Source organism: Pyrolobus fumarii 1A, assembly GCF_000223395.1.
In the GTDB taxonomy this organism is placed as follows: domain Archaea; phylum Thermoproteota; class Thermoprotei_A; order Sulfolobales; family Pyrodictiaceae; genus Pyrolobus; species Pyrolobus fumarii.
The window spans coordinates 613,671-632,110 of record NC_015931.1; the positions used below are offsets into that span (position 1 = coordinate 613,671).

Consider the following 18,440-nt stretch of genomic DNA (forward strand, 5'->3'; position numbering starts at 1 on the left):
GCATGCCACGCCTCCGCCTACTCCTAGACGCGCCCGACCCCCAAGCATACCTTGAGATGATACGAGAGCTACGCAGATGCTCACAGTGCATCACGGTGCCCATGGGCCGCGAGACAGGATGGCTAGTCATAGCGAGGGGCACCGCACTCGCAGTCATAACGCCCAGCGAGGCAAGCCTCTACGCGCCCACCCTGCACTCGCCGACACCCACACTACAAGTCGTGATAGAGGTTGAGGGGGAGGCGCTGGATGTCGCAACCCTAGCCAACATGATAGTCGAGACCGCGTGGAAACACGGCCTCAAGATACGCCCGATGCCATCACGCTAACCCAACCCTTATAAACCCGAGCTATCATTCGACCTTCATCTCGGGTTTGGGGCCGTCGTCTAGCCTGGACTAGGATGCCAGCCTGGGGCGTGGAGCCCCGCGCCGGGGTCCACCCGGATCGCTGGTGGCCCGGGTTCAAATCCCGGCGGCCCCACCACTCTCTTCAACATCCATCACATTTAGACGACATGATTCTAACCCATGGTTTGATTTTGAAGCTAGCTCCCGTTTACCCTACAGCCATGAGATAACAAGGAAAGCGAGAACGACACAATACCTCGTCAAGCCAGACAGTGTGGTTCACGCTACCTCTTCTGACACCATTGTTGCCTTAGGCGGTGTTGTACGTCGAAGTCTCTTAGCGTCGAGTATTAGCGCCCCGGCTAGCCCAGCTAGCCGTGCTACTGTCGCGTAGGGCTCTGCTAGCATGTATGATGCTGCCTCAAGCATAGCTGGTAACAGTAGTCTCTCGTCGCGTAGTAATAGCGTTGCGGTGATTAGCGTTGATGCCTTGTCGCCTAGCAGGGCTAGCACCGCGTAGGGCGTCGTTGGTGTATACCTCGCTATGCCTATTGTCGCTGCTGCCGCAATAGCCGCTAGTATGTGCTCCACTGGCGGAGGCTGCGCTATCCCAGCAATCCTTGCAAACGCGTACATCACGATTGCCGCTGCTAGTGTCGCGCGCCTCTCGCTGGCGAGTGGCAACGCTGCTACACTGGGGTAGACGAGGGGCAGTACCAGTGTTAGCCACGGCGCCTCTAGCATGGAGAGTGTCTCCAGGAGGAGTGTTGTGGCTGGTAGCGCGTAGCCCGTTGCCAGCATGGTCAGCGCTACACTACGCGGGTCTAGCCTCCTCCATAGCGCCGCTGTCGACGCTAGTACAGCAGTACTTGCGAGCACCAGGACCACGTCTATCTTCGATGATGGTGGTTGCGAGAGTAGGCCCGTGCCTACACCCCACCCGTTAACAGCGAGCACAGCGAGTATCGCGGCTAGCGGGGCACCCCTAGGCCCCATAAGCCTGGCCACCATCCCGACCTCCGGCGTTACGCGCCATGCGACCAACCCCCTCCTGACTAGCGCTGGGAGAACGCCAGCATAGCACAAGCCTATGGCGACCGCCGTGGCCGCTATGGCGGCCGGCTCGGCGACCGCCACGTAGAACGAGTAGAGCGTATGGTTCCCGCCGATATAGACGAGCGTCATGAGAAGGAGGAAGAGCGGTTCTATCGAGGCTATGAGTGCGAGTGAGGGTAGCGCAGGAGCAGCCGCAAGGAGTATCAGGGAGGATGCCAGACCGGAGATCATGATTGCGGGGTTAGGCGAGGCGACTATCTTTGGTTCGATGCTTAGGGTGAAGCCGGGGCCTCCCGTCAACCAGTCGAGTGGGTTGTTAGCGACTGGGCCCGGAGGCCTGCTCGTGAGGAACCACTCGAGTCCGTTGATAGTCTCTTTGGCTAGCCTGTCGGGGCCCATGGCGGCGACTAGAGGCAGGTAGACCACCGCCGCTGCGACAATGACGAGTATGATGCCTCTCAGGGTGCTACGGTACTCTCTGGTGGATAGCCTGTCCCAGAGGAGGATAGCGGCTAGGAAAACAATGCCGGTGTACTTGGTGAGCGTCGAGAGAGCGGCTAGTATGTAGGCTGCTCGTCTCTTCCCGGCTGCCGCGGCAGCCAGAGCCAGGTAGCCGAGGCCGAGCGTGAACGGCTCTAGTATGGCGAATCCAGCCACTCCAGCTATGCTGGAGCGCCCCGTCGCGACCGCGACTAGCGCCAGAGCAACGAGCCCGGCCGCTATCCCTGCAGACACGCCCCCGGCCGCAATTGCGATGTACACGGTTGTTGCTGTGAGTGCGGCAACGCCGAGCACCGCTAGGGTCGAGGATGGTAGCCTCCAGTAGGCGGGGCAATCGCCCAGGAGGCTCATCGATATGCCTATGAGGTACTTGGCGAGCGGCGGGTGCTCGAGGTTGAGGTACGAGCCTATGTTGTCCTTATCCGGGTAGGTGTAGCAGCATCTTGTAGCCGTGGCGCCGTATTCTCCCTTCACCGGCCAGGGTAGCACCGCAGCAGTCGCGTTGTAGTATAGGGTTGCGTTGGGCGGCGCTCTTGCCAGCATGGCGGCTGTACTGTTGTAGAATAGCGTAGCGTAGGCCTTGCCGCCGCATGGGCGCGGGGTTAAGCCTAGGATGTAGTCGAGGTTCCTCGCGGCGGAGACGTACCATACCTCGTCGCTGACATACCTATCCAGGAGTGTGGCATTGTAGGATGTCGCGACAACATAAGCCCCGTGGACCAGGCCCGCCGCGAGCGCAAAGAGCAGCACGATGAGCTTAGCGCGTCTAGAGGCTCCACCCAATACTCTTAGCCCTGGGGCACCGGGTACAGCCAACCCCTATCAACAAACATGCCACCAAGAAGCACTCCAATAGCGTCTTGTTGTAGAGGTCCCGGTGGTCATGGTTCCCCTTGCTTTAAGGGGGTGTGGGTGGTGTCCACGCCCGGGTAACCAGGTTTTGCCGAGCCACGATGACGTTAAGATAGGCCTTGAGATACACGTGCAACTGACCAGGTTGAAAACCAAGCTGTTCTGCAGCTGTAGCGCCGATTATCGCGGTGCGCCCCCAAACACCCACGTGTGCCCCGTGTGTCTCGGGCTGCCGGGTAGCCTCCCGGTCGTCAACGAGGAGGCTTTGAAGCTCGCCATAATGACGTGCCTCGCCCTCAACGGCAAAGTCGCACGCGAGCTGCGCTTCGTGCGCAAGCACTACTTCTACCCGGATCTGCCGAAGAGCTACCAGATAAGCCAGTATGATGGTCCCGGCGGCGAGCCGATATGCAAGGGTGGCTGGGTCGAGTACGAGTATAAGGGCGAGCGGAGGAGGGCAAGGATACGCCGCATTAACCTCGAGGAGGATCCAGGCAGGATAGTCCTGCCGGGCGCAGTGAGCCCAAGGCTAGCCCCCTACGTCCTCGTCGACTATAATCGTAGCGGTGTCGCACTCCTGGAGATTGTGACTGAGCCGGACTTCCGCGAGCCGGGTGAGGCCAGAGCGTTTCTAGAGAAGCTGCGGAGCATCCTCGAGCACCTGGAGGTATGCGACTGTGGCCTCGAGGGCGCGTTGAGGGTAGACGCTAACGTGAGCGTTGGGGGCGGGGCGAGGGTAGAGATCAAGAACATCGGGTCTATCCGTGACGTTGAGAGGGCGCTTGCCTACGAGATAGCTAGGCAGAAGAAGCTGCTTGAGGCTGGTGGCACCGTCCGTAGGGAGACGAGGCACTGGGACCCGGTGAGGAGGGTAACGTACACTGCACGCGCCAAGGAGTACGAGGAGGACTACCGGTACATGCCTGACCCGAACCTGCCCCCAATCCCGATACCAGAGAGTCTCGTTGAGAAGATACGCGCTGAGATGCCAGAGCTACCCGACCAGCGCCTCGAGAGGATGACAAGGCAATACGGAATACCAGCGCACATCGTGAGACAGATGCTCGTCTGGAAGAAGCTCGCCGACTTCTACGAGGATGTTGTGAAGCTGTACCCCGAGAACCCCTCGAGAACCGCAGCGTTCCTCGTGAACGATATGCTCGGGTGGCTAAAGGAGAGCGACCTGGCAGAGCTCTACACGAGAGTCAAGCCAGAGCACGTAGCCAAGCTCATGAGGATGCTCGACGAGGGCAAGATATCACTGAGGCAGGCCAAGGAGCTGATAAAGCCGCTTCTCGAGACCGGCGAGGACCCAGAGAAACTCGCAGAGAAGCTAGGCATGACCAGGATAACCGACGAGAGCTACCTACGCCAGGTGGTAGAGAAGGTCATACGCGAGAACCCGAAGGCAGTGAAAGACGCGCTCGCCAACCCCAAGGCAGTCAACTACCTCGTGGGCCTGGTTATGAAGGAGACCCGGGGCCGCGCGGACCCAAAGCTAGCCAGGAAGCTCCTTGAAGAGAAGCTAGAGGAGATGCGCAAAGCAAACCAGTAAGCCAGCAACCACACCACAGTTTCAGACGCGTTGCACTACTCCAGTGCCATTAACTCAACCCATACTCGATCATAGTTGTGTAGAGGCGCCTAACGTTGTCTATGCACGGGCTTCTCCTCACCCTATACACCAGCCTCCTCAACCCAGGCTCTTCGTCAAGCAAAGCCTTTGTAGCAGCATGGAGGAGACGCCTACCATCGCTATTGAGGCAGTCCCTCTTGTCCCAGTAGCGCCTCTCACCGTGGAAATCGTCCAGGAGCAACCTAAGCAGGTTAACAGCCTCAGACATACCCCATCACGCCCACGGCAAGCCCAGTAACGCGCTTCAACCCATTCCACACTACGCTCCTACACTCCTAGAAGCATAGGGTAGCCCACGAGAAGTATAAGTTGTTACCTCGTGCTGCTCACAACCAGCGTCTACTTGACCCCTCTGTCCCCATATCACCATGGGGGAGCCTTGCACACCAATACCACAATACTACACTTGTCGGATATACACGTCGGCAGCCCGCACTTCTCGAAAGACCTTGCAGAGAACGTCATAGCCTACGTTAACGACGTAAAGCCCGACGTTATCGTAATCACAGGAGACCTGACTGACAACGGCTACGTGCACGAGTATCGAGGGGTTGTAGAGCTCCTCTCCAAGCTAGATACAAAGAAGCTCCTGGTGGTCCCAGGCAACCATGACGCAAGGAACATGGGATACGTTGTGTTCGAGAGGGTATTCGGCTCTAGATTCCCCATCCTAGAGTACAACGGGGTGTGCATCCAGGGCGTCGACTCCAGCGAGCCCGACGTGGACGACGGGCACATAGGTAGACTGGCCTACGACCTAGTCTCACAAAACCTAAGCCGCTGCAAAGGCTTCCGCATCGTTGCGCTACACCACCATCTCATACCAGTGCCCGGCACGGGGCGAGAAAGAAACATCCCAGTAGACGCGGGTGACTTCCTGAAACTACTCCTCGATATGGGTGTCAATCTAGTCCTCTCGGGGCACAAGCACGTACCATGGCTATGGGAGATAAACGGCATGGTGATACTACACGCTGGCACCGCGACAACACTCCGCTTGAAGGCTGGAGTCCCGCCCTCCCTCAACGTGATAGAAGTCACGAAAGACGAGATCATGATAAAGCGTGTAGAGACAAGGAAATTGAAAGAAGCCGTGATATATCGTGGCTACCCGCAGCCACGCGAACCGCTTCCAGTGTCAACCAGTGATGACCTACTAAGAGAACTTGAGGAAGCGGTTCAAAATCTCCGTGACAAGAATGCCCGGATAAGTTTCAACACAAGACACACAACCAGCAATGAACCATATACAAAGTGCACTCGACACAGTTCTAGAGCCTAGACTTTCCGCGCAACACTCCTCATACAGCCTCCAAAATACTAACTAACGTCAAACGCCATTCTGGCTATGGCTGCACTGTTCATTGTAATATGTGGACGTGAAACACTGGCGGCCAATCCTTGACCCATACACCCCTGACCGGATCCCAAATAGCATGCTTCAATATATCGTCGGGAACAACAGCAGCATGAGACTTGACATACACTACGCCATATTCAGGCGGAAGCATGTAATCATTAGCGACATACTCGTCAACTATTCTCGGCACGCTGTTAAAGTCTGGTAGCGACGAGCTAAACATGAACATGTGTAGATAGCATCCCGAAGCTCTTACAACCTCTATTCTTGCAGTTCCATTAGTAAACACCGTGAATCGTACAACATGGTCAACATAGTTATCGAGTGATTCTCCTGTACCAGGCCACCAGAGATCCTCCCATAGTATAAGTGCGTCTATAACTACCTCTTGAGAGTCCTGCACCAGAGCTTTCATGTCAAACACGTACTCGTTACCATAAATGTCTATGACTCTAACCGTGTAGTCTTTACTCGCACTATACGGGTTTATGAACACCACTACCGGGCCTAGGTTATACCGCTCAGTCCAGAATAGCCTGCTAAGATCTAATACGCTTACATTGACTAGTATCGTTGCTCTTCCCTGAGCGTCAACAGTATAACTACCGTCAATGTACCTTAGTTTGTACTCTCCTTTGATTAGGTCGACATACACCCAGTGGATATAGTTGCTATCTGTCCAAAGGTTTCCTATCGTACACTCGCCTGCACGTCCTGCAACCAAGCCTATGACGATGGGCTTCACTTTCCTCAGTGTTACAGCGTCTACCACTCCAGTAGCAATACCAACACCACTACTTGTCGCAAGCACGATACGTATCTTACTAGTCTGGAACAGTTCGCCATGCAACATCACAAGCGGTATGACTATACGTTTCACCTCGCCAGGCTCTAGTTTGATCGGAGGATTGACGCCGATAGCTGCAAGCAAGTCGCCATGCTCGTTATACACGTAGATAACATCTATCTTGTGTTCGCCCTGGAGCCCACGAACATAAAGTTCTAGGTAGCCTGCTCCCACCTTAACAGCCTCTACTGTAGCCGCACTACGCATAACCACGACAGCCTTGCCCGCACTCGCACCCGTCTCGCTAGAAGCTCCAGTCGTATAGATGTACACAAAGACGCCAGTAACCACCGCGATAAGCACGAGTACAATAACTGCGAGTGTCAAACTGGCGGCGCGCACTGCACCAGCTATCTCCACAGCCCTCTCCATACCACCACCTACACTATTAATGAGCCCACGAGAGACAAGAAATCCCTTCAAATCCTCTATTAGCATCCGAAATCTTCCTGTTCAATACCCTGTAATCTACGATGCTAGCCACGCTACGGACGCATAGCCGGGAACTAGGCAAGGATTCGTATCTTGACTTTTATCGCGCTGAGTATCGGCGTTCCTCCTATCATGTGCCTCGATGGCGGTGCGAGCACGTTTATCGGCTTCCCGTTGAGGCCTATTACGTGCCGCGTCGTCCATAGCGTCTTCTCGGGTACCGCGTCCGTCACACGCGCCTTTAAGTGCACCTCGCCATGATCATTGTAGAGTGCTATCCTGTCCCCCTCTCTTATGCCGTTTCTCTTCGCGTCGGTGGGGTTCACGTGGACTACTGGCGGGTGCGGACCGTACGTCTCGCGGAACTGGCTGTTGGTGTAGAGGGGGTGCGTCCCGGTCAAGAGTATGTACTCGTCGGGGGCTAGGATTAGGTCCCGGTGTTGGGGGAGTGGGTTTAGGCCTAGCTTCGCGGCTCTAGTCGAGTAGAACTCTACCCTGCCGGTGGGGGTCTGGTACTCGTCCCTGGGTCTCTGGCGTAGCCTTACTAGTCTTCCCTCGAGCAGGTCTCTTATGCTCCCCTCCTGGAGCGCGTCCTCCAACGCCTTGGTTATGGTGTCTAACGGGTCCTCGTAGAGCCACTCGTCTTTAACACCTAGTCTCTTAGCTAACTCCCATATCACTTCATACTCTGCCTTGCTCTCTCCGAGAGGCTCTACCACCATCTTGCTTAGGGTTAGCGTGGCATGGCTATAGCTGAGAGGGAGGTCCGTCTTCTCTAGGTACGTTGGCGCCGGGAGTATCAGGTCAGCGTAACGTGTTGTCGTATTCCAGTGGGTGTCGTGCACCACCACGAACACGTCGCTCCTTGCAAGGCCCTTCGCTACTAGGTGTGACGCTGGCAGGGACTCCACCGCGTTAACCCCGTAGATGTACACGTAGTGGAACTTTCCCCTTGCGAGCAGCTCGCCAAGCTCCGCCATACTCACTATCCTGGCCGGCTTCGCGCCATAGGCCTCCCCGGTGACTAACGCCAGGTTTACGAGCCATCCTCTACTGTTGCTGTAGTAGAAGCCGCGATGTTGGCCTACCAGCGCTGGTAGGAGTGAAACCGCCCTTATAATGTCGGGGCCGTTTGGCGTCCTCGCCAGCCCCATGCCTATGAACACCACGCTCGGCTTACGAGCGGCATACTCCTCCGCGAACCTCTCCATGAGCCTCCTGGGTACGCCGGTTACGCGCTCCACCCTCTCCGGGGTCCACTTGATCGCCTCCTCGGCGAACCTCTCGAACCCGTAGGTGTACCTCTCTATGAACTCCTTATCGACCAGATCGTTGACTATGAGGTGTCTCGCTATCCCGTAGGCGAGCGCGACGTCCGTCCCTGGCCTGGGCCTTAGGTGGATGTCCGATGCGCGAGCCGTCTCTGTTACGCGGGGGTCGACGGTCGCTAGGAGGCTGCCTCTCTCCCTCCTAGCGCGTAGCGCCAGGAGCCACATGTGTACGGCGCTGACTGCCGCGTTAACACCCCAGAAGACTATCATCTCCATCTTCTCGAACTCCTCGGGCAGAACGCCATAACTAAGCCCATAGTGTAGCCCGATAGCCTCGTGTCCCGTGTTGCTACAGAGGCTGTAGTCCGTAGAGGCCGCTCCTATGGCGTTCCAGAAGCGACGAGTATAGTACCAGGTCACGATACCCATGTTACCAGCATAGTCTATGTGGAGTACCGAGCTAGGCCCATACTCCCTGAGCACCTCTCTAAGCTTAGCCGCCGCGATATCCAGAGCCTCACTCCACGACACCCTAACGAGCCTGCCATCCGGCTTACCACCTACCCGCAGGTAGGGGTACCTTATCCGACCACGAACAAGCCGGAGTGGGTCACCCGCTGCCCTCGGGCACGCAACGCCCCTCGTCACCGGGTGAGAGGGATCACCACGAACACGCACAACAACGCCATTCTCCACCTCCACGAGGAGCACGCAAGTGTCGTAACAGTCTCTCGGGCAAACCACGCGATAGACACTATCGGCCAAGAGACTTACCCACGAATAAGTGGTCCCGCCGCGCTTCTAGGCACATGCCCGTGCTAAGAGCGCCTCCTAGGTCGAGTATCTCACAGGGACTCAGGACCGAGAGCCAGCTACCCCGACTGAGAGTCGAGCAACTCTATTCTCTAGTTGTTCTCTAGCCGCGTGGCCACCCCAATCTAGAGGGAGAGGAAGAGGGTCACGATGGTTGAGTGGACTGGAGAGTAGGGAAAAACGAGAGATTCGTGCAGAGAGTCCTGCGTGTATACTAGCGTTTAGGCGGATAGCGGGGAGTCGTCGGAGAGCGTTGTACCCTTGGCTAGCATCTTTGGCAGGTCTTCCTCGGGGGTGCTTATTAGGCGAAGGTCGAACCTCTTCCTTAGCTCCTCGAAGACGCTTGGTGTGAGGAACTCTGGCGGCCTTGGCCCTATGTATATGCCCTTGATGCCTAGGTATAGGAGCGTGTAGAGTATCGCTATTGCCTTCTGCTCTAGCCAGCTTAGCACTATGGTTACCGGTAGCTGGTTGAGATCCTTTCCGAGCCTCTTTGCCAGCTCGGCAGCCAGCACTATTATCGAGTAGACGTTGTTACACTGCCCGAAGTCGAGGAACCTCGGTATACCCTCTATGGTGCCATAGTCGCGGCGGTTGTAGCGGAACTTTCCACAGGCAGCCGTGAGTATTATCGTGTCTTTCGGTAGCATCTGTGTGAGCTTCTCGTAGTAGCCCATCTTGGGGTTGGGTACGTCACACCCGCCTATGACGAATATGTGGCGTATCTTACCCTCGTTGATCAGCTCGATTATCTTGTCTAGCAGTGGGAGCACGTTGGTGTGGTGGAAGCCGGTCACAATCTTACCGCCCTCTACTTTCTTCATCCTCGGCGTCTTGAGCGCATGCTTTATCACCGCCTCGAAGTTGTAGTCGCCTATGTGCGGCACACCCTCCAGGCCCGCGACGCTCGTGGTGTAGATTCTGTCCGCGTACTGCTTGAGTGGTGGCACGACACAGTTGCTGGTAGCTACTATCACGCCGGGGAACTCGCTGAACTCCTGCCTCTGGTAGACCCAGCTGCCTCCCCAGTTGCCGTAGAGCGCCTTGAACTCGCGTAGCTTCGGGTAAGAGTGGGCTGGGAGCATCTCAGAGTGCGTGTAGACCTTTATCTCGTCCTCGAGACCCATCTCCCTGATCTGCTTGAGCAGCTCGTATAGCGCCTTGTAGGAGTGCCCGGTTACGAGTATGCCGTGCCCCTCCTCGGTTCCGGTGGGAACCTCGACTGGCGTCGGGACCCCGAACGTCTCGACATACGCCTTGTCTAGTAGCTCCATTGTCTTGAGGTGTATCCTGCCCGTCTCAAGTATCAGCTCGATGAAACGCTTCTTGTCGAAGTTCACGTTGGTTAGTGTCGTGTACAGCGCCTCGGCGAGGAAAGCGCCTATCTCGTCATCCTTGTAGCCCAGCTCATAGGCGTGGTAGTAGTAGGCTGACACGCCCTTAAGCCCGTAGATGAGGGCCTCCTGGAGCGCGTTGAGATCCGGGTCTTTACCACAAACACCTCTTATGGTACAGCCGCCTGCTAGGCTCATACTACACTGGTCACATCTCATGAGTATCTTCTGGCTGCTCAAGGCAACTCCTCCATCTATGACACGTGTCATACAAGCGTCTATGTGTAAAACCTTCCGGGAGCCCCAACATCACTTGGCACACCCGGTAGAAGAAACACAGGAAACCCCACAGGCGTCGACCAAGTATAGGAGCACGGTATGAAGACGAACGCTTTCGAAGTAGCCTACCGCTACGTCTACCCATCGGTCAGGAAGCGGCTAGTCGAGAAGCTCAGCGAAAAGGGCCTAACCCAGACAGAGATAGCCAAGCTACTCCACATAACACAGTCGGCAGTCTCACGCTACCTATCAGCCGAGCGAGGAGCCCCACTAGACCTCAAACCCTACCCGGACATAGACGCCGAGCTGGAACAGCTAGCCCAGGAGATACTATCAAGTCATCCAGACGAATACCAGATACATTACCACCTAGTCCGCATATCCCTCGAGGTGCTCAGGCGAGGCTACGCATGCCAACTCCATGCAACCATAGACCCCGGACTAGATCCCAAAAAATGCAAGACATGTATAATACTCTTCAATTCTCCGACCGCAAAACAAGCACTAGAAGCAAATTGAATTGTTTCCTCAACAGTTTAGCGTCTGTTCCTTAGCCGTGCAACCCATAGATAAGCCAGCTTAGTGAGCACAAGGCCCAATCGAATATCATATCGAATATCATAACGTGGCCTCTCACGGTTAGGCTTATACTACAATTTATACTTACTGGCGTCAAGGGTTTTGCTGGAATTGAAGCAGAGGTACGATATAAGGAGGTTTACCACGGACAATACCGAGACTGATAAATTACGAATCTTGATAATGCTAAAGGACAGACTTCCAGCTTCATTTTCCAACTACATAAGATACTTAGCTGAAGGCATTAGAAGGATTGCAAAATCACGTATTGAGTTGCTTTTCATACACATTAACGATTTTAAAGGCTTAGCTTGTAAGGATAAAGGTCACGATAGGATAGTTCTACATATACCCTTCCTAGGAGACGGCAGTTACCCAAGATTGTATGACTTACTTAAAGCGAAAATGTGCAAAATGAAAGTCGTAGTGACGTTACACGGTTTCAACACTTGTGCAGCACGTCACGAGCTAATGGCCCGAAGCATGCCATGTCCACATGAATATTGCAGTACTAAACGAGTATTATATGATGTTAGGAAGAAAATACTGTGGAATATCATTTCAAGAATAGCGTTAGTAGATGCCATTATCACTCCTTCTTGGTCGGAGAAAAATGTCCTAATGAAATGCCTAGGAATACCAGAGAAACGTATATACGTAATACACCATGGTGTGGACACTGATTTGTATAGACCTCGTTCGCGGAAGGAATGTTCCCATATCCTAGCCAAATACAAAATTGGTGATAGTTACATCCTTCACGTGAGCAATTATCAACCTGTGAAGAACGTCGAAAGGATAGTTGCCGCATATGCTCTACTTAAGAGGAAGTTTGGAATTAAAGAGAAGCTCGTTATTGCCGGTAGACAGCCCCGAGAGCGAATATTACGCCTCGCTATTAGCCTTGGTTTAAACCCTAGGGATATCATCTTTACCGGGGTAGTTTCAAGAGACGATCTCCCATGCCTATATAGTGCCGCTAAAGTACTTGTAATGCCAAGCATACATGAGAGCTTTGGCATGCCCATCCTTGAGGCTATGGCCTGTGGATGTCCAGTGGTGACATCAAGCGTTTATGCATGTGTAGAAGTTTCTGATAATGCAGCTCTGATTGTTGACCCATTTGACGTGAAGGAAATTGCAATGAGTGTTTATAAAATACTTGCAGATGATGAATTGAGAGCGGAGCTTATACGTAGAGGCATAACCAGAACAAAATCGTTCACTTGGGAGAAATCAGTCTTAATGCATCTTAAAGTGTATGAGACTGTTACTGGATCAAGGTGAGTATCGTGATAAAGCTAATTGCGTCAAGAGCTTACCTGTTTGTAAGAAGCACGTTAAACAAAATGCTGATACCCAAGGGTTTTGTAGCAGTGAAAGTTAATGATAATCAATTGTTCTTTTTCGATCCCTCTAACTCCTCTCAGGGATTTCTGCTTTACACCACTGGCAAGTATGGATCTGGAACAGAACTATTAGCACAATTGTTCTTTTCACACATTATTAAGAATGGTTATGTTGTTGTCGACGTCGGGGCTCATTTTGGTTTTTACACTCTGATTGCAGCTGCAAAAGTTGGTAAATCCGGACTCGTCATGGCCTTTGAACCTAGTAAAACGAACTTCCGCGTCTTAAGAGTGAACATCTTAGCAAATAGACTTACAAATGTTAAGCTTTACAAGGTAGCATTGGCGGATGAGAATGGTAGAGCTGTTTTAGGTGTTCCTAGAGGGCGCTTGTCCGGAGAGAATACACTAGCTGTTAACCCTTCACAAGCAGAGCAGCTTGAAGTTGTTGAAGTAAGAAGGTTTGACGAGATAGCGGAAGAAGAAGGGATAAGCAAAGTGGATGTCGTAAAGATAGATGTTGAGGGAGCAGAGTATAAGGTTCTCAAGGGATTCGGGAATTATCTGGACACATGTAAGTATATAATCTTAGAGGTTCATCCAAGCCAGATGGTTAAGCTTGGTACAAGCCCAAAGGAACTCTACGCTTTGCTAAATAGACATGGTTACAACCTATATTGGCTCGACAAGAAAGCTGGGATTATCCCCGTATCCCATAACAGGCTTATGTCCAAGATATTGACGCGACATCACCTGATTTGCGCAAAACAAGACTTAGAATTGGACAAAATAAGACTAAGGCTTATGAAGTATGACTTGATAGTTAAATCCTCATTTACTAGAAGACAGAGGTTGGCAATGTTGTTTAACAATCCCAAGTATATATTTAGAAGACAAAATATCTAAGGCTTTATTAAGTTAGATGCTGGATACGTATCGTCCTTCAAACACGAGCGATAATATTTCGCATCGAAGGCGATGCTTAACTTGCCGCCTAAAGGTTATAGTTTTAGTTAACTCTCGAGAGCTACTTTCGGGAGATAAAAGCAATGCTTTTACATGACGGTAGTCGTGTGTCATTGATAGGTATCGACGGTGGTAATTGGCACGTACTACATTGGTTAATTAACGACGGTTATATGCCAAATTTAAAGGAGATTACAACGAGAGGAGCAAGTGGCATTTTAATTTCACTTATACCGCCGGTAACCGCACCTGCTTGGCTTTCTATAGCAACTGGTTTAACACCTGGTGAAACAGGCGTAATTGACTTCTTTAAGGTCATTGATACGAGTAGTTATAGTCTGGAACTAGTCTCTGCAAAGGATTATAAAGGAAGGTCTATATGGGATTATGCCTCATTAATTGGTTATAAAGTTGCAGTGTTAGACTACCCGCTTCTGTACCCGGCTTACCAGGTAAATGGTATCATGGTATCATCGTGGGGTGGTAAGGTCACAACATACCCAGAGGACTACATTAATACCATTCGCGAGCTAGTAGGCGAGTATAACATAATAGTCAGTTACAACAATATAGAGTATAATGACCTTGATTTATTCCTTGAGCACATCGAGAAAGCAGCCAATGTAAAGCTACGGGTGTCTAACCATACCCTCAGCCTTGCTAAATGGGATCTGTTCGTAGATGTCATCTCCTTTACGGACTGGCTTCAACATAGAATGTGGCATGTTATAGATAATAACCATCCTCTGCATCGTAGAGTTCCTAATGTAGGGTATTACCGAAGACGTTTTGCTGAACTCTGGTCGATCCTAGACGAGTATATCGGAAAGATTAGGGACAACTTTGACATCGTGATAATAGTCTCTGATCATGGTTTTGGACCACACTGGGGAGTACTAAACATCGTCAAGTTGTTTGAAGCTAAGGGACTTATCAAGATACGTAGATTGAGCAGCAAAGAAAGATTGCTAGCCAGGATAATTGACATTGTAAGACACACTAAACTGCGTAATATTATTCCTAAAAGAGCCCGCACTGTAGGCAGAAAGATGTATAAGCAACTTAGAAGCATCAACAAACATTTAGACATTGATGCGAGCTTAGTCATTATACCTGAGTTCACAATACCCTTCGGGGGCGTATTTGTCAATAGCAAGTTTAGCGATAAGCGCGATGATATAATAAAAAAGATTGTTGACGCGCTTAGATGGATCGAAGAGAATACCAACGGTAATGTGAGAATAAGATACTGGTTGAAAGAGGAGATATATGATGGCCCATATGTGGAAAAATTGCCGGATATAATACTTGCCGTTAATGACTGGAAGAGTGTGGTAGTAAAGAGCCTCGAGGGTCCTATCTATAAGGATGACGTCTATTCTCCTCGGCATACCGGAAGCCACAGAATGGAAGGTATAATCATCGTGGATGGCACGAGAGTCAAGAAGAAGAATATCAAAGCCCATGTGACAGATGTTGCACCAACATTGATGTACATCATGGGATTGCCTATACCATCTAATATTAAAGGACGTGTTCTACGAGAAATAGTGGAACTAGATAGGGAGCCCATACATGTTGACCCAACATATTATGCTAAGCTTAGACTCCGCATGAAGCTAAGACAAACGCTGAGACCGGATAAACCAACATGAGAATATCATACAAGTAACTCCTCAATAAATTGCAAGCGAAGCGCGTCTACACTCCTGCTTAGCGCCAATTGGAAGATTGTTAATAGTTATAATCCTCGAAAGGCACGGATGATGCTTCAAACAGAGAGGTCCGAGATCCAGAAGCAGCCTTCTCGCAAAGTGCAACAAGAAAAGATAAATACAACTCGTAATCGCATACAGTTTCAAGTCATGTTACAGCATGATATTGCAAGAGCAACACGTTTACGAGTAAGATGTGGCGGGCCCGCCGGGACTTGAACCCGGGACCACCGGCTCCGAAGGCCGGCGCTCTATCCTGGCTGAGCTACGGGCCCTCCCCCTTCTCCATCACTCACTGTTCCAGATATCCAAGTTTTAAGCAGTCTTGCACCCGAAGCCTATAACGTACATTACAACGTATGATGCACTCTGTTGGCATGCTATCAATCAACGAAACGCACCGGGATTGTTTTAGTATGTTGTTGGTGCCGCTCGTGTCTGGTGGCCGGTTATGCCTTTTCGCCTCTTTAAGCGTCTCGATATACCCGACGTTGTTCTGATAGAGGCTGTGAGGTTTCACGATCAGCGTGGCTTCTTCCAGGAGCTTTACAAGAGGACTGATTTCCTTGCTAACAACGTGCCGTATGACTTCGTGCAGGTTAATGTGAGCTTCTCGAGGAGGGGTGTTGTTAGGGGTTTGCACTACCAGTTGAAGCCTATGGAGCAGGGTAAGCTCGTGACCGTACTAAGGGGTAGGATTGTGGATGTAGCGGTTGACATTAGGAGGGGGTCGCCTTGGTACGGGAAGCATGTGATGGTGGAGCTCTCGGAGGATAAGCCTTTGCTTCTTTGGATTCCTCCGGGGTTTGCCCACGGTTTCCAGGCGCTCGAGGATAGTGTTGTGCTCTACCTGGTGACTAAGGAGTATTCTCCGAGCCATGAGCGTTGCATACGCTGGGATGACCCGGACCTGGGTATACCATGGCCGATGAGGGACAACGTGATACTTAGCGAGAAGGATAAGAGGTGCCCGTCGTTTAGAGACGCTGAGTCGAACTTCGACTACCCCCTCTAGTATCACATTACAGCACAAACCATTGTTAACATGGTGTTGTAGGAGAGGCTCCTCCCTCCTTCCCATATACTCATGTCTCCTCGAGGCTGAACCTCTCCTCTACAACCCTCCTATCCACCTTCAACAGCCTCGCCGCCACAAGTAGCTTCGCGATGTCAATGGGTTTGAGTTTGATGAGAGGCGCCTTGGTGATGTCTATGCGCCCCTCTTTCTCTACGACCCTCTCTGCTATCCTCTTACCGTCACGCCACGCTTTCAAGAACTGCTTGAATAGTCCTAGGTTTTTGACTGCGAGCGGCACTGTGAACAGCTTCCTGGTGTAGAGTAGCCTTATGACTAGCTTAGCCTTGGTGGTTATGTTGGTCGCGTGGTAGAGGAAGGACCAGCACCTGGCGCTGAGGTACACACGGTATGGCTTGACGCGCCCAAATGTCGAACCCCTAGAGTGTCTCGCCGCTATGAAGGGGAAGGATGCTACCCGGTACCCGGCGTGCCACAGTTTAAGCCCAAGAACATTATCGTCGCAATAGGCGAACAGCTCATCGTAGAACATGCGGTTTGTATTATTTGCTTTCAACACGGCCTCCACGCGCCAGATGGAGTAGGCACCGTAGGCATAGGTTATGTAGACTGGTTTCTTCATAGCTGTCGGCGGCTTGCCATGGAGGTAAGAGGCGCCGAATATGTACTCACTTAGGTACTCGCCAGCTGTGTCTATCAATCCGGTTCTGGGATCAAGTATTATACCTTGAGCTGCGCCAAGGTATGGTCTCGCTTCCATCTCTTCGACAAGCCGCGTTACGCTATCCGGCTCGGGCATGGCATCGTTGTTCAGAAGGATGACGTATTTCGATTCTGGATCGCGTGCCTGGAAGGCCGCGTTGACGCCGCCGGTGAAGCCTAGGTTGGTATTCATGCGGAGTATTTTGGCGCGGCTTCCGAGCTTCTCCTCTATGAAGCTCTTTACCTTCTCGTAGCTGCCGTCCGTTGAGCCATTGTCAACCACTATGAGCTCGTAGTTAGGATAGTCTAGGTTTTTGACGCCCTCGAGGGATGCAAGTACATCCTCTATTATCGGCATGCTGTTGTAGTTCAACCATATTATCGTGACCTTGGGGTACGGCACTGTTGTCCGCCCCTTAGCCTGTCTGCCTTAACTCCCTCCTAAGCTCCTCTAGGGCAGCCTCGTGATCCCAGAATGGCACGCTACCAACCAGTTGCCGCGCCAGCGTAACATCTAGGCTAGAGTCTCGCGGACGCGGCGCGATGAACTGCAGCTCCTCGAGTTTTACAGGCTTAACCAGGTCTTTTGGCAGCCCGAACTTCTCGGCTATCATGAGTGCGAACTCATACCTACTCACTCTCGACCCGGCGATGTGCAAAACCCCGTGTTCAACGGCCTCGTCCAGCTTCTCTAGGAGTGTTAGCAGCGCACGCGCCAGGAGAGTGTTGAGTGTGGGGGAGTACCACTGGTCTATGGCTGCGTGTATCTCCTCTCCTCTCCCTAGTTTCTCGATAACGACTATCGGGAAGGTCTTCTTGCCCGGCCCGCTGCCGTAGATTCCACTCGTTCTCACGACTACACCGTTAGCTGCGAGTACGGGTGTCTCTCCCGCGAGCTTCGTCAAGCCATAGTAGTTGATGGGCGATGGGGCGTCATCCTCACGATACTGGCCGCGTCTCCCGTCAAACACGTAGTCCGTCGAGATGTATACGATGCGGGCTCCGACGCGCACCGAGGCCCTAACCAACGCGATTGTCGAGAGCGTGTTAACCCTCCATGCCATCTCCCTCTCCTTCTCGCAGGCGTCGACATTAGTGAAGGCGGCAAGGTGGAACACTACATCGGGCTTATGCTCTTGCACTACATCTACGAGCCTCTCGGGCTCGGTCAGGTCGAGTTGCAGCTTGATGCACTCGCTGCACGTCGCGGGGGGCTTTGAACGGTAGAGTGCTATGATGTCGAACCCCTTGTGCTCGAGGAGTCCTACAAGCTTGTGGCCGAGTAGGCCGGAGGAGCCAGTCACCAGTATCCTCACGTACACTCACCGCTAGGGGTGCATAAGCAGAGGCATAAGCGCTGAC

General features: G+C 52.5%; 15 protein-coding genes and 2 tRNA genes. 9 read left to right on the top strand and 8 right to left on the bottom strand.

From position 1 onward, the window contains the following. Positions 1-2 precede the first annotated feature (2 nt). Both PYRFU_RS03260 and PYRFU_RS03265 read left to right on the top strand, forming a co-directional pair. Positions 3-329 carry a hypothetical protein gene (locus tag PYRFU_RS03260; RefSeq protein WP_014026211.1) on the top strand — a complete coding sequence of 109 codons (327 nt, stop codon included), beginning with the start codon at positions 3-5 and terminating at the stop codon, positions 327-329. A gap of 48 nt (positions 330-377) precedes the next feature. Beyond that, positions 378-486: transfer RNA gene (locus tag PYRFU_RS03265), tRNA-Pro, on the top strand. A 143-nt stretch (positions 487-629) separates the two neighbouring features. On the opposite strand, the gene PYRFU_RS03270 is transcribed toward PYRFU_RS03265, so the two are convergent. Further along, positions 630-2,723 carry a hypothetical protein gene (locus PYRFU_RS03270; RefSeq protein ID WP_167827820.1) on the bottom strand — a complete coding sequence of 698 codons (2,094 nt, stop codon included), beginning with the start codon at positions 2,721-2,723 and terminating at the stop codon, positions 630-632. Between the two features lie 67 nt (positions 2,724-2,790). Here PYRFU_RS03270 and gatB point away from each other — a divergent pair, with 67 nt between their 5' ends. Then, on the top strand, positions 2,791-4,314 hold the full coding sequence (gene gatB, locus PYRFU_RS03275; protein WP_083818483.1) for an Asp-tRNA(Asn)/Glu-tRNA(Gln) amidotransferase subunit GatB: 1,524 nt from the start codon (positions 2,791-2,793) through the stop codon (positions 4,312-4,314). A gap of 49 nt (positions 4,315-4,363) precedes the next feature. On the opposite strand, the gene PYRFU_RS03280 is transcribed toward gatB, so the two are convergent. Beyond that, entirely contained in the window at positions 4,364-4,603 is a 240-nt protein-coding gene (locus PYRFU_RS03280; protein WP_014026214.1) for a hypothetical protein, read from the bottom strand. A gap of 171 nt (positions 4,604-4,774) precedes the next feature. Here PYRFU_RS03280 and PYRFU_RS03285 point away from each other — a divergent pair, with 171 nt between their 5' ends. Next, positions 4,775-5,677, top strand: a complete 903-nt coding sequence (locus PYRFU_RS03285) for a metallophosphoesterase family protein (RefSeq protein ID WP_014026215.1) — start codon at positions 4,775-4,777, stop codon at positions 5,675-5,677. A 79-nt stretch (positions 5,678-5,756) separates the two neighbouring features. Here PYRFU_RS03285 and PYRFU_RS03290 read toward each other — a convergent pair whose 3' ends face one another. From PYRFU_RS03290 to hcp, 3 genes are all read right to left on the bottom strand, one after another. Next, positions 5,757-6,974 (bottom strand): hypothetical protein, encoded by a 1,218-nt coding sequence (locus PYRFU_RS03290; RefSeq protein WP_167827821.1) that lies wholly within the window; start codon positions 6,972-6,974, stop codon positions 5,757-5,759. A 134-nt stretch (positions 6,975-7,108) separates the two neighbouring features. After that, the gene (locus PYRFU_RS03295; RefSeq protein ID WP_014026217.1) at positions 7,109-9,070 is read right to left on the bottom strand and encodes a molybdopterin-containing oxidoreductase family protein; all 1,962 of its coding nucleotides are present in this window, start codon (positions 9,068-9,070) and stop codon (positions 7,109-7,111) included. Between the two features lie 269 nt (positions 9,071-9,339). Continuing rightward, on the bottom strand, positions 9,340-10,671 hold the full coding sequence (gene hcp, locus PYRFU_RS03300; protein ID WP_048192312.1) for a hydroxylamine reductase: 1,332 nt from the start codon (positions 10,669-10,671) through the stop codon (positions 9,340-9,342). A 159-nt stretch (positions 10,672-10,830) separates the two neighbouring features. On the opposite strand from hcp, the gene PYRFU_RS03305 reads away from it, so the two are divergent. The 4 genes from PYRFU_RS03305 to PYRFU_RS03320 all read left to right on the top strand — a co-directional run bounded on the left by PYRFU_RS03305 (position 10,831) and on the right by PYRFU_RS03320 (position 15,280). Beyond that, a complete protein-coding gene (locus tag PYRFU_RS03305) occupies positions 10,831-11,250 on the top strand; it encodes a transcriptional regulator (RefSeq protein WP_014026219.1) in 420 nt (139 codons plus the stop codon). A 171-nt stretch (positions 11,251-11,421) separates the two neighbouring features. Beyond that, positions 11,422-12,597 (top strand): glycosyltransferase family 4 protein, encoded by a 1,176-nt coding sequence (locus PYRFU_RS09850; RefSeq protein ID WP_014026220.1) that lies wholly within the window; start codon positions 11,422-11,424, stop codon positions 12,595-12,597. Positions 12,598-12,602: 5 nt separating this feature from the next. Further along, positions 12,603-13,565: an FkbM family methyltransferase gene (locus tag PYRFU_RS03315; RefSeq protein ID WP_014026221.1), complete on the top strand. Its 963-nt coding sequence runs from the start codon at positions 12,603-12,605 to the stop codon at positions 13,563-13,565. 173 nt (positions 13,566-13,738) lie between these two features. Beyond that, the gene (locus PYRFU_RS03320) at positions 13,739-15,280 is read left to right on the top strand and encodes an alkaline phosphatase family protein (protein WP_167827822.1); all 1,542 of its coding nucleotides are present in this window, start codon (positions 13,739-13,741) and stop codon (positions 15,278-15,280) included. 257 nt (positions 15,281-15,537) lie between these two features. Here the strand turns inward: PYRFU_RS03320 and PYRFU_RS03325 are convergent. Further along, positions 15,538-15,615: transfer RNA gene (locus PYRFU_RS03325), tRNA-Arg, on the bottom strand. A 176-nt stretch (positions 15,616-15,791) separates the two neighbouring features. On the opposite strand from PYRFU_RS03325, the gene rfbC reads away from it, so the two are divergent. Continuing rightward, entirely contained in the window at positions 15,792-16,355 is a 564-nt protein-coding gene (gene rfbC / locus PYRFU_RS03330; RefSeq protein ID WP_014026223.1) for a dTDP-4-dehydrorhamnose 3,5-epimerase, read from the top strand. A 70-nt stretch (positions 16,356-16,425) separates the two neighbouring features. Here rfbC and PYRFU_RS03335 read toward each other — a convergent pair whose 3' ends face one another. Both PYRFU_RS03335 and rfbD read right to left on the bottom strand, forming a co-directional pair. After that, entirely contained in the window at positions 16,426-17,481 is a 1,056-nt protein-coding gene (locus PYRFU_RS03335) for a glycosyltransferase family 2 protein (RefSeq protein ID WP_014026224.1), read from the bottom strand. Positions 17,482-17,494: 13 nt separating this feature from the next. Beyond that, on the bottom strand, positions 17,495-18,394 hold the full coding sequence (gene rfbD, locus PYRFU_RS03340) for a dTDP-4-dehydrorhamnose reductase (protein WP_048191504.1): 900 nt from the start codon (positions 18,392-18,394) through the stop codon (positions 17,495-17,497). Positions 18,395-18,440 lie beyond the last annotated feature (46 nt).